Source organism: Endozoicomonas sp. ALB091, assembly GCF_049310265.1.
In the GTDB taxonomy this organism is placed as follows: domain Bacteria; phylum Pseudomonadota; class Gammaproteobacteria; order Pseudomonadales; family Endozoicomonadaceae; genus Endozoicomonas.
The window spans coordinates 61,587-82,158 of record NZ_JBLYNQ010000006.1 but is presented as its reverse complement, the minus strand read 5'-3'; the positions used below and the strand labels follow the sequence as shown (position 1 = coordinate 82,158).

Genomic DNA, 20,572 nt, shown 5'->3' with positions numbered 1-20,572 from the left:
CAAACGAACAGGTATTGAATCTACGAACAGCTTTGTGAGGTCAGCGAAATGTCACAGATACCATTAAAAAATGGCAGCAGCCTGAGCCAGAAAGAAAGAAGGCTGAATAACAACTTTCAGTTTGTTGATGTCGGTCGTCATGACCCGGATAAGAAAAGCCTGCGTCAGCGCAAAACAGAATTTGTGGAAATCTACCAACCGTTTGATGAGCGGCAGGTAAAAAATCAGGCGCATCGTTGCCTTTCCTGTGGTAACCCATACTGTGAATGGAAGTGTCCGGTACACAACTACATTCCGGATTGGTTGAAACTGGTCTCTGAAGGTCGTCTTTTTGAAGCGGCAGACCTGTCACACCAGACCAATACACTGCCAGAAGTGTGCGGCCGGGTTTGTCCACAGGATCGCCTCTGTGAAGGTGCCTGTACACTGAATGACGGCTTTGGTGCGGTAACCATCGGGTCTACCGAGAAATACATTACCGACACGGCGCTGGCGCTCGGCTGGCGTCCGGATATGTCCAAGGTGTCCTGGACCGATAAAAAAGTGGCCATCATCGGTGCCGGACCGGCAGGTCTGGGCTGTGCCGATGTACTGGTACGCAATGGTGTGACGCCGGTGGTGTTTGATAAAAACCCGGAAATCGGTGGCTTGTTGACCTTCGGTATTCCAGAGTTCAAGCTGGAAAAGCACGTTATGAGCCGTCGTCGTGAAGTGTTTACTGAAATGGGGATTGAGTTTCAGCTGAACACGGAAATCGGTAAAGACATCACCATGGAGAAGCTGCTTGAGGAGTATGATGCGGTATTCATGGGCATGGGAACTTACACCTATATGAAAGGCGGCTTCCCGGGTGAAGATCTTGAAGGTGTCCATGATGCGCTGCCTTACCTGATTTCCAGTGTGAACCGTAACCTCGGCTTTGAACAGGATCCGGCAGACTTTATTGATATGAAGGGCAAGCGGGTGGTGGTACTGGGTGGCGGTGATACCGCCATGGACTGTAACCGCACGGCGATTCGTCAGGGAGCCAGGTCGGTTACCTGTGCTTATCGTCGTGATGAAGAGAATATGCCTGGCTCCCGCCGTGAAGTTGCCAATGCCAGACAGGAAGGTGTGAACTTCCTGTTTAACCGCCAGCCGGTAGAAATTGTTGGTGATGGCAAGGTAGAGGGCATCCGTCTGGTAACCACTGAACTGGGCGAACCGGATGACAACGGTCGTCGCCGTCCACAGGTAGTAGAAGGCAGTGACCAGATACTGGAAGCGGATGTGGTTCTGGTGGCCTTCGGTTTTCGTCCAAGCCCGGCTGACTGGTTTGAGCAGCACGATATTCAGATTGATGAAGGTGGCCGGGTGGTAGCCCCGGAAAAAGCCAGGTACAAATTCCAGACCAGTAATCCCCAGGTGTTTGCCGGTGGTGATATGGTTCGTGGGTCAGATTTGGTGGTCACCGCCATCTGGGAAGGTCGTCAGGCAGCAGATGGTATTCTTGATTACCTGGATGTCTGATTAATCACTCTTTTTTACGATAATGTAGGGGCGTTTTTCCAATCCGGAAGCGCCCCTGTTTTTTCTACAGCCTGGAATACTGATGGTTCAGGCAACGCTGGTATCGGGACTTTTATGACTCCATTGAAAAATGACCGCTTTCTTCGAGCTTTGCTCAGGGAGCCAGTTGATGTAACTCCCGTCTGGATGATGCGCCAGGCCGGCCGTTATTTACCGGAATACCGGGAAACCAGGGCCCGTGCCGGTGACTTTATGGCCCTGTGCAAGAACGCAGAGCTTGCCTGTGAAGTAACTTTGCAGCCATTGGAACGATTCCCGCTGGATGCGGCGATTCTCTTTTCCGATATTCTCACGATTCCCGATGCCATGGGTCTTGGGCTTTATTTTTCAGCCGGTGAAGGGCCGAAGCTCAAAAAGCCGGTTCGTAATGCCGCTGATGTTGCAGCGCTGACCGTGCCAGACCCGGAAAAAGACCTGGGTTATGTGATGGATGCGGTGAGAACCATTCGGCGTGAACTCAATGGTCGGGTGCCGCTGATTGGTTTTTCCGGCAGCCCCTGGACACTGGCAACCTATATGATTGAAGGTGGCAGTAGCAAAGACTTTCGTCGTATAAAAGCGATGATGTTTGATCAGCCAGAACTGCTGAAGCAAGTGTTGAGCGTGCTTGCCGAGTCAGTGACCAGCTACCTGAATGCCCAGATAGAAGCGGGTGCCCAGGCGGTGCAGATTTTTGATACCTGGGGTGGGGTGCTCAGTTCACAGAACTATCGTGACTTCTCACTGCACTATATGGACAGGATTGTGAAAGGCCTGAAGCGGGAAAATGAAGGCAGAAAAGTGCCGGTTATTCTCTTTACCAAAAATGGTGGGCAGTGGCTTGAAGCGATGGCCGATACCGGTGCCGATGCCCTGGGGTTGGACTGGACAACCGATATGGGTGAAGCACGACAGAGGGTAGGTAACCGGGTGGCGTTACAGGGCAATATGGACCCATCAGCGCTTTATGCATCACCGGAACGTATTCGCCGGGAAGTGGCAACCGTTCTGGAAAAATTTGGCACAGGCAATGGCCATGTGTTCAATCTGGGGCATGGCATTCACCAATATGTTGAGCCGGAAAAGGCGGGTGCCTTTGTGAATGCCGTACATGAACTGTCTGCCCAATATCATGCTTCCGTATAACGCTGTTGCCTGCTGTTAAGGGCCTTTATCAGGGCGCTTTGTACGGTAAACCGGGTAACCGGCTTGGTGAGAATTGAGCTGATACCCAGTTTGCTGGACTGGTGCTTACTGGGAGGGTTACTGACCCCGGTCAGCATAATAATGGCTGGCAATGGGTCAATACCCGGGTCGTCATTGATTCGTTCTGCGACCTGTAAACCTTTCAGCCCGGGCATCTGGTGGTCAAGAATAATGATATCAAATGCCCGGTTCAGGTAAGCTTCGTTACGAATCATGGCAAGGGCTTCCGGGCCATCTTCTGCTTCGATCACCGAAATACCCAATAGATGACATTGCTGGCGGAGCACTTTACGACAGGTTGCACTGTCATCAGCAATCAGTACCCGCATATTTTCATACTGGTTTTGCTGAGGTATTTCATCTTGTCTGGGTTGCTTATTCTCTTCTCCACAGGAGCAGGGCAAAGTAAATGAGAGGATATTGGCCCGTTTACTGACCTTTCCTCCAAGCTGTCGTATAAGACGAGTTGCAAGGTATAGATTCAGCCTCATGACTGTCTCTGCTTTTATCTCGGATAAAGAGTGCTCACCGGATAAATGTTTTTCTGCAATGCTGCTACCGGCAGGGTTTTTGAAACTGAACTCAAACAGCAGTTTACCGGCAGCATCTCTCTGAATAGAAAGTGCAACCTCTCCCGTTTCAGCCTGGCTCAGCCCATAGAACAGAAATGCTTCCAGAATCAATGAGACCCGATAGCCTTCGATATGACATTCGGCGGACATGCTTTCATCAACGAAGCAGATAATTTCAATATTCTGCTGTTCCGCACGATACTGGAAATGATGAATCAGCTCATCCACTGTGTTGTGTATATCAACCAGTCGTGTGTCCGACGTTATTTCCTGGTTTTGAGCCTTAATGCTGGAGGCCAGTAGATTGACCAGGTTGCCCAGTTCATAACCCGCGTAGCGAAGTGTTTGCACGTAGTCTTCCTGCTTCGGGGTCAATGGTGTACTCAGTAACAGCTCTGACATGCCCATCACACCATTCAGTGGCGTTCGCATTTCATGGCCCAGCGATTTCATGGTCTCTTCGTCCAGCTCATCCCGTTGTCGGACGCTATCCGAAAATTTTTCCCTGTTGATCACTTTTCTGTTGACTCTCCCTGACAGCGACAGGAAGCCGAGTGTTAAAGCCAATGTTTGAATCAGTAGCCAGGTCGTGTTTCTGGAAGATATCCCCAATGCACCGGTTTGGTTCAGGGCGAAAATACATTGACTGATGACGAGGGGGACCAGCAACCAGGGTGATATATAGAGGCGATGGGGTTTTACCAGCCAAAAAGACAGGCAGAAGCAGGCATTACCGATCAGCGTCAGTACCAGCAGATGAGTATTTAACATACTACTGTCGCTTAGTGGCAACCAGAGGGCTGATACCAGGTAAATAAACGAGAAAATATTAAAGAAACGGATAAGCAGTGGCCTATGATAGCCAAAGAGGTTTATGGCCAGCTGACAGAAGGTCAGGCTGATTAACAGCAGTGATAATTTGTAGAGCCAGGCTTCTGCGGTGATGGGTATGTAAAACCAGGTGCTCAGATAGCCCTGCCAGGAAGCCATAAAAATGAGTGCAAAGATAGCACCTGAAGCCAGCAGTAGATGAAAAATACGACGGTGATTAGAAGGTGAGAGGCTGTTTGAAGTTTTTGATGGCTGTTTTATCGACAGGAAAAGCCAGGCATTGGCAAGAATCATTGATATCAACAGACCGCTGATTAATCCGGTTTGCCAGTGTTTATACCACTGCTGTTTGATCAACTGATCAAAGCTACCCAGTTTCAGACTATTGCTCAGTTCAGGATGAAACGGTGCTTTAAGGTATATCATTGCGGACTGAGCTGGCAGCAGCGTAAAGCTCGTGGTGTTGACCTGATCCAGTGGCAGTGGTTTAACGACAGTCTTGCCAGTGGCAGCGCTGACGTATGTGAGATAAAGGGTCGGCAGTTCCTGCTGCTGATAATCCACAGACAGGATGGGATGCACTACTTCTGACGTATGGTTGGTAACAGGAAAGCGTAACCAGAGGTTTTGTTGCTGTTCTTCGGTGCGGAGTAAGTTAGGCTGCCATGGGGCAAAGCGGTATTTGAACGCTCCCTCAACCAGCGCATTGATGGATAGTTGTCTAGTGTCGTCAATATAGAACTCTGTACTCGCTCCAGGCTGGAGTAAGTAGGATGATTGATTAATGTCGACATTCGCAGATGCATTCAGGGCGGAGAAAGTAAACGATAAAATAAATAGCAGTGCGAATGTCCATTTTTGCCGTGTAAAGGCTTGATAAAACACTGTTGAAAATTCCGTTTTTCGTATTTATTGCAGAATTATACTGAAAACTGACTGGTTGGACAGTGAATCAGTCGACGGTTTACGCAAGAACAGGAAATTCAGGGGATTTTCCTGAAGTATGACAAAGTGAAAGGCTTTTTTTAAACTGCAGAGAACACAAAGCTCACGAAGAAAAAAGATAAGAAGTTTTATCTTTCTTTGTGGGCTTTGTGTTCTCTGTGGTTAAAAGTCTTTTGCCTGACCTCTGTAACTATGCCTCTTCCCGGACGATGGCTCTATGGCCGATGTCTGTACGATAGTAGACGTCTTTCCAGTCAATGGTTGTGACCGCGTTATAGGCCTGCTGTTGAGCTTCCTTCACGGTCTCGCCCAGGGCGGTCACACAGAGTACCCGGCCGCCATTGGTCAGGGTTTTGCCCTCTTCAACACGGGTTCCGGCCTGGAAGACTTTGGCATTGATGATATTATCGATGCCCGTGATTTCATCACCCTTGCGGTAGGCTTCCGGGTAACCACCGGCTGCCATGACCACGCCAAGGGCAGTGCGGCTGTCCCACTCAATCTCAACCTGATCCAGCTCACCACGGGTACCGGCCAGGCACAGTTCTACCAGGCTGGACTTCAGGCGCATCAGGATGGGTTGGGTTTCCGGGTCACCAAAACGACAGTTGTATTCCAGTACTTTGGGGGTGCCATCAGCATCAATCATTAATCCGGCGTAGAGGAAGCCCCGGTATGGCATGCCTTCGCTGGCCATGCCCTGTACCGTTGGGATGATGACTTCCTTCATGGCTCGGTCATGAATTGTCGGCGTCACCACAGGCGCAGGAGAATATGCACCCATACCGCCGGTATTCGGGCCTTTATCGTCATTGTCACGGGCTTTGTGATCCTGGCTGGTGGCCATGGGGAGAATGTTTTTGCCGTCCACCATGACGATAAAACTGGCTTCTTCGCCGGTAAGAAACTCTTCAATCACCACACGGTGACCGGCTTCACCAAAAGCATTGCCAGCCAGCATGTCGTCAATAGCAGCAAAAGCTTCCTGCTCCGTCTGGGCGAGAATCACGCCTTTACCGGCAGCAAGTCCATCAGCTTTCACCACAATAGGTGTACCCTGTTGTTTGACGTAGGCTTTAGCGGGTTCAATCTCTGTGAAGTTCTGGTAGGCGGCGGTGGGGATATTATGGCGGGCAAGAAAATCTTTGGTGAATGCCTTGGAGCCTTCCAGCTGGGCCGCTGCCTGTGACGGACCAAATATCGCCAGACCTGCTTGTTCAAACTGGTCAACAACGCCCGCCACCAATGGTGCTTCCGGGCCGACAATGGTCAGGTCAATGTTTTCTGACTGGGCAAATTCAACCAGTCTGGTGATATCCAGCACATCGATAGCAACGTTGGATACTTTGTTTTCAGAGGCGGTGCCAGCATTACCGGGAGCGACAAACACTTGTGTAACATTGTCGTCTTGAGCCGCTTTCCATGCCAGGGCATGCTCCCGCCCGCCATTTCCGATGATCAGTACTTTCATAAAGGATGTCCTTTTTTTGAACCACAGAGACCACGGAGTGCACAAAGGTTTTCTTTTTGTGATTTCTGCTGGGGAAAATTTTTCTCAATGGCGGAAATGCCGAACGCCGGTAAATACCATGGCTATGCCTGCCTGGTTGGCGGCGTCAATCACTTCCTGGTCTCGCATGGAGCCACCGGGCTGGATGACCGCAGTAATACCTGCACTGGCTGCGGCGTCAATACCGTCCCGGAATGGGAAGAAGGCATCGGATGCCATCACGGAACCACGAACTTCCAGCCCTTCATCCGCTGCCTTGATGCCGGCAATGCGGGCACTGTAAACACGGCTCATCTGGCCTGCGCCGATACCGATTGTCTGTGAGTGCCTGGCATAGACAATGGCATTGGACTTCACAAATTTCGCGACCTTCCAGGCGAACTGAAGGTCGGCCATTTCCTGCTCGGTCGGGGCGCGATCCGTCACCACTTTCAGATCAGAAGGATCAATAATACGGATATCGGAATCCTGAACCAGCAGGCCGCCATTGACACGCTTGAAATCCGGCAAAGGAGTTGGCTCAGCTGCCAGTTGGCCAGCGGTTAATACCCGAATGTTCTGCTTATTCTGAAGAGTGGCGGCCGCTTCAGCGTCCATTTCGGGAGCGATAATGACTTCCACAAACTGGCGCTCAATAATAGTACGGGCTGTGGTCATATCCAGCTTGCGGTTAAAGGCGATAATGCCGCCGAAGGCAGAGGTTGGATCGGTTTCGTAAGCGCGGTTGTAGGCTTCAAGAATATCTGTGCCGGTTGCCACACCGCAGGGGTTGGCGTGTTTGACGATAACACAGGCTGGCAGATCAAACGCTTTAACGCATTCCAGGGCTGCATCGGTATCGGCAATATTGTTGTAGGAAAGCGCTTTGCCTTGCAGTTGTCTGGCGCTGGAAACCGTGCCTTCAGGCGGGTTCTTTTCTGTGTAGAAGGCGGCTTTCTGGTGCGGGTTTTCACCGTAGCGCAGATCTTCTACTTTAATAAACTGGCTGTTGAAAGTGCGTGGGAAAGCTTCCGGCTCATCGTCATCGCTGTTAATGGCGGTGCCCATGTAGTTGGCAATGGCACCATCGTAGCCGGCTGTATGCTCAAATGCCTTCACGGCCAGATCAAAGCGGGTGGTCAGATCAATCAAGCCATTATTGTCAGCCAGGCTGTCCAGTACGCACTGGTAATCACTGGCGTTCACCACAATGGTGGTATCGCGGTAGTTCTTGGCGGCGGCCCGAACCATGGTCGGGCCGCCAATATCGATGTTCTCAATGGCGGTGGCCAGATCGCAGTCAGGGCGGGCAATGGTTTGCTCGAAGGGGTAGAGGTTGACCACAACCAGGTCGATAGGCTGGATGCCATACTGGTCCATGACGGATTCATCCTGGCCGCTGCGACCCAGAATACCGCCATGAACCTTGGGGTGGAGGGTTTTCACCCTGCCGTCCATCATTTCCGGGAAGCCGGTATAGTCAGAAATCTCAATGGCAGGAATATCGTTCTCAACCAGCAGTGCATAAGTTCCGCCTGTGGACAGAATTTCAACCGAATGCTGTTGCAGTGTCCGGGCGAACTCAACAATTCCTGTTTTGTCGGAAACGCTAATCAGAGCCCGGCGAATCGGGCGTGTCGTGACTGCCATTGTTTCTTACTCACCGCTTGTTGGAATAGATAGTTGGAATAAAAATTCTGGCAGATTTTAGCTGGAAATGATGGCTATTGGCAGGGGGAGAGGGAATAAAGGGGAAATCAGTAGTGTCCTTGGTCCAGAAACTACTGATTAGATTGAAGAGTAGTGAATCAATTAAAGCAGGCCATACTGCTTCAGCTTCTTGCGCAGGGTACCCCGGTTCAGGCCCAGTAATGTGGCCGCGCGGGTCTGGTTGCCCTTGACGTAAGCCATGACCGTTTCCAGCAGAGGTGCTTCTACTTCAGACAGCACCATTTGATAGACATCGGTGACGTCCTGCCCGTCCAGGTGGGCAAAGTAGTTATTCATGGATTTTTCCACACTGTCGCGCAGAGTCTGGGACTCTGGTATTCTCGACGCTGTGGCAAGGCTTCCCCCATGGCCATTTACTGGACGACCTTCTTCTACGATTACTTGTGTTGCCGTCATGCCGCTATGTCCTCTCCGTTACCTTCTGACTTCTTCGCAAAAGTCGACTCTGAAAAACGCTGAAAATACTCCTGAATGCAGGTGCGCTGTTCTTCCGAAGATTCCAGCTTATTAAAATGCCGGCGAAACTCCAGGCCGGATGGCTGGTCCTGCATGTACCAGCCCACATGTTTTCTGGCAATCCGCACAGCCTGGAGCTCCTGGTAAAAAGCGCCGTAGAACTGATGGAGGGCTTCCAGGTGCCTCAAAAGGATTGCCTGAACCTCATTCTGATCCGGGGCTGCCAACCGTTCCCCGTGTTGCAGGTAGTGATTGATCTCCCGGAATATCCAGGGACGGCCCTGGGCGGCACGGCCAATCATTAATGCGCTGGCACCGGTAACGTCCAGCACATGCCGTGCTTTCTCCGGTGAGGTGATGTCACCATTGGCAATCACCGGGATAGTCACCGCCTCAACAATACAGGCGATGGTTTCGTATTCCGCTTCACCGTTATACATGCAGGCCCGGGTGCGGCCATGAACCGCCAGGGCGGCAATGCCACACTGTTCGGCCAGTTTGGCAACCGCAACACCGTTGCGGTTGTCCGGGTCCCAGCCGGTACGAATCTTCAGGGTTACTGGAATATCCACCGCCGCCGTTACTGCTTTCAGGATGGACTCCACCAGATCAATGTCTCGCAGCAGGGCAGAACCGGCCGCCTTATTGCACACCTTCTTGGCAGGGCAACCCATGTTGATATCTATGATCTGGGCTCCAAACTCCTGGTTCAGCCTGGCCGCCTCGGCCATCTGCTCCGGATCACCTCCGGCAATCTGCACGGAGCGTGGTTCGGACTCACAGCTGTGATCCATGCGCAGCCTGGACTTACGGGTATTCCAGAGCTTTGGGTTGCTGGTCACCATCTCCGACACCGCCATGCCTGCACCCATTTTCAGGCAGAGTTTGCGAAACGGACTGTCGGTAACGCCCGCCATGGGTGCCAATACCACCGGGTGAACGATGGAATAAGGACCAATCTTCAACGGTGCTGGCGCTGTGTGTTCTGACAAGAGTTGACCTGACAAAAAAGAAAGCCTCGATCTGATGGATGATGAAACCAACGGGGCATCATACTCTCTACATATTTCACGATAAAGTGAAATTGATCAATATTTGTTCAGCTAAAAGTGGTGGATTTGCTAATGCAAAAACCATTACTCATTTCACCTCAGGCCTTCTGGCGCAGATCAATAATAGAGCCAATGGGTTGTGCATTTTTTGATATAGGTCAGCAAGAAACCGGTTCAATGCAGGCATAAGCACTGAATTTGTTCAATTTGTTGATAGGTCGCATTAAAAGTGGGCATTTTTTGAGCCGTGGAAGGGCTGTTTTTAACCACAAAAGCTACAACGTTATTTTTAGAATGCGTCTTGCACTCCTTGAATGGAACAGCTTTTGGTTCGCGGGAAATCTGTTGAGGCTATATATCTTCTTCCCCAAATAACAGACCTATAAAACGAAAAGGTGAAAACCTTTGAATTCTTCTTGGTTAAAAACATAAAAAAACACCCGATCGAATCGGGTGCATTTAAATCAGTTATCGCTGATGGAGGACTCTCTGTCATTGGAGCCAGAATTAGCAGGAGGCGGTGGTGGTGGAAGTAGTGGGGCGATTTCTTGTTGTTCCGCCTCGATTTCTTCAGTCGTTTCAACATCATCGAGTGCTGTCACCAGTTGCTCAAACTGTCCGGCGGCCTGGTCGATCATGCTCATCAGCTCAGCATTATTGCCAGCTCCTGCCTTGGCTGCATTGACGATGGTTTCTTTTTGGTCAGGTGCCTGACTGATGGCGGCAGAAACAATTTGACCAGTCTGTAGAGGATAAACTTTAACTGCGGCTTCAATCAAAGCAGAAAGGAGTTCTGGCTGATTATTCAGTTGTTGAGCAGCACTGCTGATAACTGATTCAATAGAGGAATTTTCAGCCTGCATTGCTATGGTTAGTGCTTGGTCGGCTGGCATGGTGGCCAGGTCCTGTACCAGATCTGCCTGGGCCATACCAACAATAGCGATCAGCGACAATGCACTTGAGGCAAGTAAGTGTTTTGGTTTCATCCGGGTTCCTGTATGGCAAAGCGCCCTGATGGGCGTGAACGTTTAGGAATTACCATGGGAAGCGATGATTCATTGAAAATAAACAACAATTTCCTGATCAGCGAGATCCAATGAAGTTAGATATCCATTTTTCAGGGATTGGCTTTCGTTTAATAGAAAGAGCCAGTTTTTAAATATATTAATATATTGCTAGAAATTATATTTAAACTGATTTTATAATACAAACTAATTTTTTAGGTCTATTAGTACAACTGCTTATTTTTTAGAGATCTCCGGTTAGTAAATAAATAGGAAAGCAGGCTGGCATCAATTTTGCTGTGTGATTACAGGTCTTACTTCCCAAGGTATGGCGGGATCATTGATGACAAGAGCTTTTCAGGCTCGACATGTCTGGACTGACAAGTGCCTTTAAAAGATGCATTAGGGATGAGTAGGAAATGAAGGGAATAAGTAAGCTCGCTATTGGTATCGCCCTGACCAGTTATGGTTTGAGGGCAGTTGCTGCGGTAGAAGAGCCTGCACATATAGACTGGGGTGTCGTTGAAGTAACTCCTCTGGCTGTTCTGAATATTGGCTATGATGACAATATCTTTCAAAATAGTGTGACCGATGGCCTGAAAAACAAAAGCTCTACGGTTTATGACCTGGAAGCATCTGTTGAATTTAAGGCGCAGCAGGGTTTGAATACCTACGTGGTAAGAGCAGCAGCAAAAAACAAACATTTTACCAGTGAGCAGGATGCTGACTTTACCAATATTGGCCTTGATGCCAACCTTAATCACGAGCTGAATAGTCGTAACCGGATAGATTTGACGCTGGGTATTGGCAATTACCATGATGAAGGTTCAACAGTAAATGGTGTTGTTGATCTAAGTGCCCCTGAATACATCCGCACCACTGGTCGTCTCCTCTACGGTCTGGGTGGCCAGGAAGCCATCCTTCGTGCTGACCTATTTGGTGGCTACAACATGCAGGACTACAAAACCAGTAATGGCCTTGCACAAGGTAATGACCGCAAAACAACGGAATTGGGTGGTACCGCATTTTACCGTTTTATGCCCGTAACTGATGCACTGGTAGAAATCAAGCAGCGCAAGCTGGATTACACCGGTGTAAACAGTGCCGGTTATGACATTACCAGTTATCTGGTGGGTCTGAGTTGGGAAGCTACAGTGAAAACCACCGGTTACGCCAAGCTGGGTCGTCGCTACCGTAGCAGTCAGGTCAGTGGGGTAGGCTCAGAAGGCTATACCGGTTGGGAGGTGGGTGCCAGTTACCTGCCCCTGGAGCACTCCCTGATTCAGTTCAGTACTGCTCGTGACTACGGTCTTGAGTCTGGTAATCCACAGGATGTGACTTTTACTCAGGGTACCAGCACTGAGGTAAGCTGGAAACACGGCTGGACATCTCGTATCTCAACCCGTGTTACTTACCGATACACCAATGAAGAGTTGCAAAGAGCGAGTGGTGAAGCTCTGAAGCACCTTACGTTAAATGATTTTGGTGTAGGAGTTGAATGGCAACTGCGTCGTTATGCGACACTGGGTTTTTCTTGGAATACCATCGACCGGAATGAAAAGGCTCTGGCTGTGGGCCAGACTCCGGATGGATTTAGCCGTAATGTATACATGCTGACGGCTGAAGTGTCTCTTTAATCTTGTTTAAATGTTAATGGTTATAAAATAAGTCGACGACTAAAGTCGTCAGTTTCCTGTTTTTTGCAGAAATGGTAGTGAATATGGAAGGACCCTGTTTGCTGGCTAGAAGGGTAAAACCGCTTCTGGCAATTATCTTCCCCACCCTGACGCTGATGGCAAATATCACGAATGCAGAGCTGGTGAGTTACTCTACCTACGGCCTGAGTTCTGGTGACCAGATAAGTATCACCGTCTTTGGTGAAGAGGATATGGAGGTGGAAACCAGGCTGACCGATGCGGGCACCATCACCTACCCATTTCTGGGTGAGATTCGGGTGAAGGGAAAGACGGTCGGTGAGTTGCAGTCGTTTCTGACCAGTGAGCTTAAGGGGGATTACTTTATTGACCCGAAAGTGACCGTCAGAATTACCGAATACCGCAAGTTCTTTGTCAGTGGTGAAGTTAAATCACCTGGTGGTTTCAGTTTTGAACCGGGGTTAACTCTTGAAAAGGCGGTGGCCCTTGCTGGTGGTTTTACCCAGCGTGCGGCACGTAAGGAGGTGGTGGTTACCCGTGAAGAAAATGGTCATTTGCAGGAACGTACCATGGCACTGAATAACTCGGTGCTTCCTGGTGATATTGTCAATGTTAAAGAGAGCTTTTTCTAAGTAATAAATTCCTGATTCAGGCAGTAAACGGGAGTTTGTTGCCTCATCTGTTAGAAGTCATAGTTATGAGTAATTCACAACCCACTCGACTGCCGGGTATTGCAGAGCAAGATGAAGACATTATCGACCTGCGCCAGATTGTTCAGGTAGTGGTCAATTACCGCTGGCCAATTATTGGCTTTACCCTGGCGGTCACTCTAATTGTCATTCTGGTGGTGTTTTCTATTACACCGGTCTATCAGGCGACCACGGTTCTGCAAATAGAACAGGAGCAGGCCAAGGTGCTTTCCATTGAGGAGGTCTATGGCATTGAAGGCAGCGACAGTTACCTGAATACCCAGTTTGAAGTGCTGAAATCCCGGGGGGTTCTGGAAAAGGTAGTGGATAAACTCGGACTGATGAATAACCCGGAGTTTAATGATCGTTTGAACAGTGCTCCCTGGTATGTCGGACTGCTGGACTGGAAAGTATGGTTAGGCCTTCAGGAGCCCGGGGTAGAAGTTGATGAGTCTTCGGTGCGCAGGGATGTGATCAATGCCCTGAATAAAAAAGTCAGCATTGAGCCTGTACGCAAAACTCAGGTGGTGAAAATACACGCCCAGTCCGAAAACCCGAAACTGGCAGCTGCCATTGCCAATGCGGTGGCCGGTGCCTATATCGAAAGTTATATGGAAGCAAAACTATCCCTGACGCTCAGTGCTACTGACTGGATGCAGGGACGGATGAATGAGCTTTCTGAGAAGTTACGTATTGCTGAGCAGAGTCTTCAGAATTACCGGGACAGTGAAGACCTGGTGGACCTGGAAGGGGTATTAACCATTTCCAGTGATGAGTTAAAAGCCCTGACGAAGTCACTGGTGGCATTGCGTCGGAAACTGGCGGTGTCTGAAGGTATTTATCAGCAGATTCAAAATGGTGGTATAAAAAATAGTCATGATTCACTAAAGGCGGTGTTAAACCATCCACTGATAAAAGACTTAAAAACTGAAGAAGCAAAAAGTCAGCGATTGGTTCAGGAGCTTTCCCGTCGCTATGGGCCAAAGCACCCGAAAATGATTGCAGCACGCAGTGACCTGGAAAGCCTTGAGAATAATATTGACAGCCAGATTGGTAATATTGTTGAAGGAGTAGAGCGGGACTATGAGCTGGATAAAGCCAACGAACGCAGCCTTGAGGACGCGGTTGCGGAGGCAAAGGTCAATGTGCAGGCAATCAACCGCAAACAGTTCCGCTTAAGGGCGTTGGAACGTGAAGTACAGACTAATAAAGATCTTTACGACGCATTCTTTAAACGTATTCAGGAAACTTCGGCCACCAGCGATTTACAGACCGCTAATGCTCGTATTGTGGATCAGGCCTATGCGCCTCAGCACCCAATAAAACCAAAGAAAAAACTGATTGTTGTTGTGGCTGGCTTGATGGGGCTGTTGTTTTCCTGTGGTGTTGCTTTCCTGCTGGAGATGCTGAACAACACTATCCGTACAACAAGCGACGTTGAAGAAAAGCTGAATCTGCCAGTGCTGGGAGTGCTGCCAAAGATGACCGATAAAAAACTGGATGGTCAGATTCACAGCCTGTTCACCAATAAAGACCAGCATGGATTTGGAGAGGCGATTCGGACTATTCGGACCGGCATCAACCTGAGCGCAATGGATCAGGAGCATAAACTCTTTGCTATTACCTCTACTGCGCCCGGTGAGGGTAAGTCATCCATTGCTTCCAATATGGCGCTGGCGCTGGGGCAGCTGGGTAAAACCTTGTTGATTGACTGCGACCTGCGTCGTCCGGTTTTAGGTAAGAACTTCGCTATTAAAGGTGGTTCTGCTGGCCTGGCAAACCTGCTGTTGGGTTCGGCTTCAGTTGATGAAGCGGTGCATACGGTGGATGGCATTGATGTAATTCCCTGTGGCCTGATACCACCAAACCCCCAGGAGCTCCTGGCTTCTGAGCGTTACGGCATGCTGCTGAAACAGCTGAAAGAGCACTACGACTATGTGCTGCTGGACTGTCCACCGGTGCAGAACGTCAGTGATGTGCTGATGATCTCCCGTCATTGCGATGGCTTGATCTATGTGGTCGAAGCTGGCCGCATGCAGGTGAATGCAATACAGGTGGCGGTTGGTCGTCTGTTACAGGCCCGAACGCCAGTGACAGGAGCGGTGTTGAATAAGATCAATCCGTTGCAAAAAGATGCTTATGGCTATACCCAGGGCTATTACGACCATAACGGCTATAACTCTGGCACTGTTTAATTGGCTTTATTGTTAACTGGGGAGGCCACAAAAACAGAAAAAAGAAAAGTTTTTTAATCGTATCCTTTGTGATCAATGTAATTAAAAAAAATTATAAGGAAAATGATAATTAGTAATTCTGTTATTACTTTGTCATTTATTATGTCTACATTAGCTATACATCGATTTTCAAATACCAGATAAATGCCCTCATTGCAGGGGGTGAAAGTTAAAGAGTAGCAATATGCCTGCGGCATGATTTTTACAAACAGACGTTTCGCTGTTCCAACATAGAGCGCAAAAGATGGTGAGCGGTAGCGTGCTTGCGACCAGAGAATCGGGGTAAGGTTTATATCCGGGATTTATTTGGGGTGGATTCTTAAAGCTTCTGATCAACTTCCTGAAAATTACTGAGATGAAAATACAGGACCTGGAGCAGGAAATCGAGAAAACACCTGGCGAGCTACTTCTTGCGCTGCTGACCATTGTTCACAGCTTCGGCAAAATGTTGCCTTGGACAGAGCAGAAGAATCTTTTGCACAAGGGTAAATAGAGGCCGCCAACGGTCGGTGATTACCGGCCACTGGCTGGCTACGGTTTTTCGGGTTTCTGGGCTGATTCCATTGGCTTTTCTGGTACACACTCTCAAGTAATACTATATTAGTATTACTTTAAGCCAGAGATAGAAAATCATGAGAGTTACTATAAAAGGCCAGGTCACTATCCCCAGGGAAGTGAGGGAGGCACTCGGAGTTGTGCCGGGAAGTGAAATAGATTTTATTGAGGAGAACGGCAGATTCTATCTGGCAAAAAGAGACCAACTAAAAACGAAGAAAAAATTTGCCCGGTTCAGAGGAATCGCTTCTGCCCAAATGAGCACAGATGAAATTATGGGGTATACGAGGGGAAAACCGTGAACGGCATTCTCATCGACTCTTCTGTTCTTCTGGACTTATTGACCAATGACAAAAACTGGGCTGATTGGTCAGAAAATATTCTGGAACAGTACAGCCAGAGCAATAGCCTATTCATCAACTCAATGGTATACACAGAAATATCGATTCGTTTCAAAACAATAGAAGAAGTCGATGAAACATTAACTGAAATGGGCATTAAAGTTTTGGAAATGCCACGTGAAGCGCTATTTCTGGCAGGAAAAGTTTTCCTTCAATATAGAAAAAACAAAGGCAATAAAACATTACCATTGCCTGATTTCTTTATTGGAGCCCATGCTTTGACTTCAAATTTCCAACTGATAACACGGGATAATGGAAAATTCACAAGCTATTTTCCCACCCTGAGATTGGTAACTCCTGGCACTAATTAATTAGTGAAGCAGAATTATTTCAGTTCATAGCAAATGGCTGACTGGCTTGTAAAGATGGGCATTACGACAGTAGTCGTTATTCACATAGTGAGTGCTTTTACCACAGCAAATCAGCATGTTTTGGCCAGGTTAAAGTGTTACAAAGGCTTTCAATACAAACGATAGTACCCTTCAAACTCTAAACTCAATTTTTAAATACCTATTGCAAGATAATATTAAAGGATTAATGGTGTCATGAGTGATAGAAGCTTATGGGTGGACTACTCAAAAGCCATCGGTATAGTGCTGGTAGTCTATGGTCATGTTGCAAGAGGTGTTTATAATGCTTCAATTCCATTGAATGTTGGTGTTTACACATTAGTCGACAGTCTAGGAGGCTGACCGAGAATAGACTGCCCTACTGCGGTGGCAGCAAATTGGTCTAAAAATTACGTTTTGTTCGGCAAATAGCCCCGCTATTCACCTCACAAAACGAAATTTTTATCCTCAATTTTCTGCCATCCTCGCTACGGGCGCTATTCTCGGACAGCCTCCTAGTGTATACACTTAGGGTAGAGATTAAGGCCAATAAAGCAGTACTTACAGTGCAGAACTCATCCTGAACAGCCACAATAAAGCTTCGAAACCATTATCAAGACTGAACAAGATGAGTACTACAAATAGTAGATTAGTTAAAAAAAACTGCTGACCTGTTTTGATCGGACAGAACTTCTCAGTATGGCGGAACAGCTTGGTTTTACTATACGAGAGCGAAATATCCGACCTTTGGATTTTATCCTCTCACTGATCGATGCCTTCTCTGGTGATGGAAACTGCGACACTCAGGCGGATCTGCGCCGTAAATTTAACGAGTTGACGGGGCTGAATGTCTCTTATCGTTCTTGGGCAAATCAAGCTAAAAAAGAAGCGCGCCTGCTCTTGTCCTGTGGCTATGGATGCAGTGTCTGGAAATATTTTCCCGCAAATTCTTGGCGTTTGATGAGACCACCTGAATGCAGGCCAGTCCATTTTCAGAGTTTGAGCACATTCTGATTCAGGATGGCTCATCACAAGCTGTTTACAATGCCTTGAAAGAAGCATTTCCCGGCAGGTTCTCAACGGTCAGTCCTGCTGCCGTCGAGCTTCATACGACGATGGAGCTTCTCACCAATAACCTGGTGCGGGTGCAGCTGACTGAAGATACCCGTTCAAAAAGAGACTGTCTGCCACCACTACCGACCTCCATGGCCTGTATCCTGATGCTGATGGATGCTGGTTATTTTGAGCTGAAACTCTTTGCCGCTATTCATGACAGGGAGGGCTCTTTTATCTGCAAGCACCGCAGAGTATTAACCCGACAATACTCAGCGCGGTACGGGAGGATGGCAAGAATCTCAATCGCTACAAAGGGCAAAAACTGAAGGATGTACTGTCTGGCTTCCCTAAAGACCAATGCCTCGACCTGGATGTAGAATGGCCGGGATTCAAAGCCTGGCCATACCGTTTTGTTGTCCGCTGGAATGACAAAAAACAGAAGTGGGTCTTCATTGTGACCAACCTGAACCAGGTGGAGTTCACCTTGAGTGAGGTGGTTCAGGCCTATCGTCTACGGTGGCAGATAGTGCTGATTTTCAAAGAGATCAAATCCTACTCAGGGTGGCATCGTTTTAACACCAAATCAGCGACACTGGTGTTTAGCCTGATTCTGATGTCCTTCGTGGTTGTGACCTTGAAAAGGTACCTTGCCCATGCTGCACAGGCGAACCTCTGTGAAAGTGGGAGCATTGAGGAAATCTCGACGCACAAGGGAATGAAAAGCGGGACTCACCTGTTTGGTAATGTAATTTCATCGTTGATGAATGCAGGAAAGTCATTGGTATCATGCATTAAGAAGCTGCTGGAGTTCTGGGGAGATAATGCGAAACGAGAACACCCTGCGCGGGATGGTTGTTCAGAGCGTACAAGATTAGGCCTTTGTGCGGTGGGTGGGGCTTAATGTCTACCTTAAGATCACTTATTAGTCAGCAGCAAAAACGCAAAGGTACAAGGTACTTCCACCCTAAGCGTGGAAACAAATCAATTCTTAGGAATTGTCCCGGAAAAACTACCTTTTTACCAAGGAGTCACAGAGGAAAATAATTTTCCTTTTCTCCGTGGCAAGGTTTTTATTTACTCGATAACAAACGGAAATGTAGAAGTTATTTCAGGACAGCTCTTTACCTCCTTTTGTGCCTTCTCAACCTTTCCGATAAAGCAAGTGTCCTCAATGATTAAAATTGCAATAGTCGGCACCGGATATGTTGGTTTGTCCAATGCCATGCTTTTGGCTCAACACAATGAAGTGTTTGCCCTCGACATTCTCCCTGAAAAAGTGGATATGCTGAATGATCGATTTTCACCCATTGTAGATGAAGATATTGAACGCTTTTTGAAAAATGATAAACTTCACTTCAAAGCGACACTGGATAAACATCAGGCATTTGCAGGGGCTGACTACGTTATTATTGCCACCCCTACGGACTACGACCCGAAAACCAACTACTTCAATACCCAAAGTGTCGAATCAGTCGTGCGTGATGTGATGGCTATCAACCCGAATGCTATCATGGTCATTAAATCAACCGTACCTGTTGGCTTCACCCGGCAATTAAGAGAAGAGACAGGAAGTCAAAACATCATCTTTTCTCCGGAATTCCTGCGAGAAGGCAGGGCGCTGCACGATAATCTCTACCCTTCCCGAATTATTATTGGGGAACAATCCGAAAGAGCCAAAAAAATAGCAGAGCTGTTTGTTCAGGGCACTACGCAAAAAGAGCCCCCTGTGCTATTTACTGACAGTACAGAAGCCGAGGCGGTGAAGCTTTTCTCAAATACGTACCTGGCTCTGAGGGTTGCATTTTTTAACGAACTGGACACCTACTGTGAAACTCACGGTATCGACTCAAAGCAGATCATAAAGGGGGTTGGGTTAGATCCACGTATTGGCAACCACTACAACAACCCAAGCTTCGGTTATGGTGGCTACTGCCTACCAAAAGACACCAAACAGTTGTTGGCCAATTACCAGGATGTACCCAACAACCTGATCAGGGCGATTGTTGACTCCAATACCACGCGAAAAGACTTTATTGCCGACTCGATTCTGCGGCGCAATCCGGAAGTCGTGGGTGTGTATCGACTGGTTATGAAATCCGGGTCCGATAATTTCCGTGCCTCAGCCATACAAGGCGTAATGAAACGGATAAAAGCCAAAGGCGTTAAAGTCGTGGTTTATGAGCCAGCGCTGAATGAAGAAGAGTTCTTTCATTCAGAGGTGATTAATGATCTGGAAAGTTTTAAAAAGTCTTGTGATGTGATTATTGCTAACCGTAAAGAACCTGAATTAGCAGATGTCGAGGGTAAGGTTTATACTCGGGATTTATTTGGGGTGGATTCTTAAAGCCTCTGATCAACTTCCTGCAAAATACTGAGATGAAAATGCAGGAATTAGAGCGGTAAATCGAGAAAATATTTAGTGAGCTCCTTCCTATGCTGCTGACCATTGTTCACAGCTTCTGCAAAATGTTGCCTTGGATATTGAGTGTGAGAAGCCTGCAACGGGTTGCGTGGATAAAGTTCAAATGATGGCATAAAAGGTAAGTCCTGTACTTCCTTGAGCCTGACCACGGTAAGGGCTCATAGAAGCTGATGGCCTGATGAGGTGGGAGTGAATTCAATCAGGGCTAGAGGCATTGAGACCTCACCCCAAAGGCCATCTCTTTATTAAGAGAATGGAAGCATTACTCTTTAGTCATAATGGAAAACTTTTCCTTGCAATGCTGTGGGGACCATATATGACCTTGGTTTTGTGGTTATTTTCGAAAGTGTTTGACCATGGTTTTGTAAATGCTAAAAAAAAATACATTAATATACCC

18 protein-coding genes are annotated in these 20,572 nt (G+C 48.0%); 12 read left to right on the top strand and 6 right to left on the bottom strand.

Features of this window, described 5'->3' with window-relative positions; all coding sequences use genetic code 11:
- The first annotated feature begins 48 nt into the window (after positions 1 to 48).
- Together ACO6UX_RS07470 and hemE are read left to right on the top strand one after the other, a co-directional pair.
- Complete coding sequence (locus ACO6UX_RS07470; RefSeq protein WP_422446331.1) at positions 49 to 1,509, top strand: FAD-dependent oxidoreductase; 1,461 nt, start codon at positions 49 to 51, stop codon at positions 1,507 to 1,509.
- Between the two features lie 114 nt (positions 1,510 to 1,623).
- The gene (gene hemE / locus ACO6UX_RS07465; protein WP_422446329.1) at positions 1,624 to 2,694 is read left to right on the top strand and encodes a uroporphyrinogen decarboxylase; all 1,071 of its coding nucleotides are present in this window, start codon (positions 1,624 to 1,626) and stop codon (positions 2,692 to 2,694) included.
- Here the strand turns inward: hemE and ACO6UX_RS07460 are convergent.
- The 6 genes from ACO6UX_RS07460 to ACO6UX_RS07435 all read right to left on the bottom strand — a co-directional run bounded on the left by ACO6UX_RS07460 (position 2,679) and on the right by ACO6UX_RS07435 (position 10,816).
- Complete coding sequence (locus ACO6UX_RS07460) at positions 2,679 to 5,042, bottom strand: hybrid sensor histidine kinase/response regulator (protein ID WP_422446327.1); 2,364 nt, start codon at positions 5,040 to 5,042, stop codon at positions 2,679 to 2,681. The genes hemE and ACO6UX_RS07460 overlap by 16 nt on opposite strands.
- A 250-nt stretch (positions 5,043 to 5,292) precedes the next feature.
- Positions 5,293 to 6,573 carry a phosphoribosylamine--glycine ligase gene (purD, locus tag ACO6UX_RS07455; RefSeq protein ID WP_422446325.1) on the bottom strand — a complete coding sequence of 427 codons (1,281 nt, stop codon included), beginning with the start codon at positions 6,571 to 6,573 and terminating at the stop codon, positions 5,293 to 5,295.
- An 84-nt stretch (positions 6,574 to 6,657) separates the two neighbouring features.
- A complete protein-coding gene (gene purH, locus ACO6UX_RS07450) occupies positions 6,658 to 8,241 on the bottom strand; it encodes a bifunctional phosphoribosylaminoimidazolecarboxamide formyltransferase/IMP cyclohydrolase (RefSeq protein WP_422446322.1) in 1,584 nt (527 codons plus the stop codon).
- A 162-nt stretch (positions 8,242 to 8,403) separates the two neighbouring features.
- Positions 8,404 to 8,718, bottom strand: coding sequence for a DNA-binding transcriptional regulator Fis (gene fis, locus ACO6UX_RS07445; protein WP_209199972.1), 315 nt, complete (start codon positions 8,716 to 8,718; stop codon positions 8,404 to 8,406).
- Entirely contained in the window at positions 8,715 to 9,743 is a 1,029-nt protein-coding gene (gene dusB / locus ACO6UX_RS07440) for a tRNA dihydrouridine synthase DusB (protein WP_422447895.1), read from the bottom strand. Before dusB ends, fis begins: the two co-directional genes overlap by 4 nt.
- Positions 9,744 to 10,294: 551 nt before the next feature.
- Positions 10,295 to 10,816 (bottom strand): hypothetical protein, encoded by a 522-nt coding sequence (locus ACO6UX_RS07435; RefSeq protein ID WP_422446320.1) that lies wholly within the window; start codon positions 10,814 to 10,816, stop codon positions 10,295 to 10,297.
- A 437-nt stretch (positions 10,817 to 11,253) separates the two neighbouring features.
- Between ACO6UX_RS07435 and ACO6UX_RS07430 the strand changes: the two genes are divergently transcribed.
- The 10 genes from ACO6UX_RS07430 (at position 11,254) to ACO6UX_RS07385 (ending at position 20,097) form a co-directional block, all read left to right on the top strand.
- On the top strand, positions 11,254 to 12,471 hold the full coding sequence (locus tag ACO6UX_RS07430; RefSeq protein WP_422446318.1) for a hypothetical protein: 1,218 nt from the start codon (positions 11,254 to 11,256) through the stop codon (positions 12,469 to 12,471).
- Between the two features lie 83 nt (positions 12,472 to 12,554).
- Positions 12,555 to 13,121, top strand: coding sequence for a polysaccharide biosynthesis/export family protein (locus ACO6UX_RS07425; protein WP_422447893.1), 567 nt, complete (start codon positions 12,555 to 12,557; stop codon positions 13,119 to 13,121).
- 65 nt (positions 13,122 to 13,186) lie between these two features.
- Positions 13,187 to 15,373, top strand: coding sequence for a GumC family protein (locus ACO6UX_RS07420; RefSeq protein ID WP_422446316.1), 2,187 nt, complete (start codon positions 13,187 to 13,189; stop codon positions 15,371 to 15,373).
- 394 nt (positions 15,374 to 15,767) lie between these two features.
- Positions 15,768 to 15,905, top strand: a complete 138-nt coding sequence (locus tag ACO6UX_RS07415; RefSeq protein ID WP_422446314.1) for a hypothetical protein — start codon at positions 15,768 to 15,770, stop codon at positions 15,903 to 15,905.
- A 139-nt stretch (positions 15,906 to 16,044) separates the two neighbouring features.
- Positions 16,045 to 16,269, top strand: coding sequence for an AbrB/MazE/SpoVT family DNA-binding domain-containing protein (locus tag ACO6UX_RS07410; protein WP_422446312.1), 225 nt, complete (start codon positions 16,045 to 16,047; stop codon positions 16,267 to 16,269).
- The gene (locus tag ACO6UX_RS07405; protein ID WP_422446310.1) at positions 16,266 to 16,679 is read left to right on the top strand and encodes a type II toxin-antitoxin system VapC family toxin; all 414 of its coding nucleotides are present in this window, start codon (positions 16,266 to 16,268) and stop codon (positions 16,677 to 16,679) included. Before ACO6UX_RS07410 ends, ACO6UX_RS07405 begins: the two co-directional genes overlap by 4 nt.
- Before the next feature lie 717 nt (positions 16,680 to 17,396).
- On the top strand, positions 17,397 to 17,711 hold the full coding sequence (locus tag ACO6UX_RS07400) for a hypothetical protein (RefSeq protein WP_422446308.1): 315 nt from the start codon (positions 17,397 to 17,399) through the stop codon (positions 17,709 to 17,711).
- Positions 17,672 to 18,079, top strand: a complete 408-nt coding sequence (locus ACO6UX_RS07395) for a hypothetical protein (protein WP_422446306.1) — start codon at positions 17,672 to 17,674, stop codon at positions 18,077 to 18,079. The genes ACO6UX_RS07400 and ACO6UX_RS07395 overlap by 40 nt, the downstream gene beginning before the upstream one ends.
- Positions 17,989 to 18,654: a transposase gene (locus tag ACO6UX_RS07390; RefSeq protein WP_422447891.1), complete on the top strand. Its 666-nt coding sequence runs from the start codon at positions 17,989 to 17,991 to the stop codon at positions 18,652 to 18,654. The genes ACO6UX_RS07395 and ACO6UX_RS07390 overlap by 91 nt, the downstream gene beginning before the upstream one ends.
- Before the next feature lie 273 nt (positions 18,655 to 18,927).
- Positions 18,928 to 20,097: a nucleotide sugar dehydrogenase gene (locus ACO6UX_RS07385; RefSeq protein ID WP_422447889.1), complete on the top strand. Its 1,170-nt coding sequence runs from the start codon at positions 18,928 to 18,930 to the stop codon at positions 20,095 to 20,097.
- Positions 20,098 to 20,572 lie beyond the last annotated feature (475 nt).

Bases quoted from the DNA above. Each gene is read 5' to 3' on its own strand.
- ACO6UX_RS07470 (WP_422446331.1), top strand. From the start codon at position 49: ATGTCACAGATACCATTAAAAAATGGCAGCAGCCTGAGCCAGAAAGAA.
- hemE (WP_422446329.1), top strand. From the start codon at position 1,624: ATGACTCCATTGAAAAATGACCGCTTTCTTCGAGCTTTGCTCAGGGAG.
- purD (WP_422446325.1), bottom strand. From the start codon at position 6,573: ATGAAAGTACTGATCATCGGAAATGGCGGGCGGGAGCATGCCCTGGCA.
- purH (WP_422446322.1), bottom strand. From the start codon at position 8,241: ATGGCAGTCACGACACGCCCGATTCGCCGGGCTCTGATTAGCGTTTCC.
- fis (WP_209199972.1), bottom strand. From the start codon at position 8,718: ATGACGGCAACACAAGTAATCGTAGAAGAAGGTCGTCCAGTAAATGGC.
- ACO6UX_RS07435 (WP_422446320.1), bottom strand. From the start codon at position 10,816: ATGAAACCAAAACACTTACTTGCCTCAAGTGCATTGTCGCTGATCGCT.
- ACO6UX_RS07430 (WP_422446318.1), top strand. From the start codon at position 11,254: ATGAAGGGAATAAGTAAGCTCGCTATTGGTATCGCCCTGACCAGTTAT.
- ACO6UX_RS07425 (WP_422447893.1), top strand. From the start codon at position 12,555: ATGGAAGGACCCTGTTTGCTGGCTAGAAGGGTAAAACCGCTTCTGGCA.
- ACO6UX_RS07420 (WP_422446316.1), top strand. From the start codon at position 13,187: ATGAGTAATTCACAACCCACTCGACTGCCGGGTATTGCAGAGCAAGAT.
- ACO6UX_RS07415 (WP_422446314.1), top strand. From the start codon at position 15,768: ATGAAAATACAGGACCTGGAGCAGGAAATCGAGAAAACACCTGGCGAG.
- ACO6UX_RS07410 (WP_422446312.1), top strand. From the start codon at position 16,045: ATGAGAGTTACTATAAAAGGCCAGGTCACTATCCCCAGGGAAGTGAGG.
- ACO6UX_RS07400 (WP_422446308.1), top strand. From the start codon at position 17,397: ATGGCGGAACAGCTTGGTTTTACTATACGAGAGCGAAATATCCGACCT.
- ACO6UX_RS07395 (WP_422446306.1), top strand. From the start codon at position 17,672: ATGCAGGCCAGTCCATTTTCAGAGTTTGAGCACATTCTGATTCAGGAT.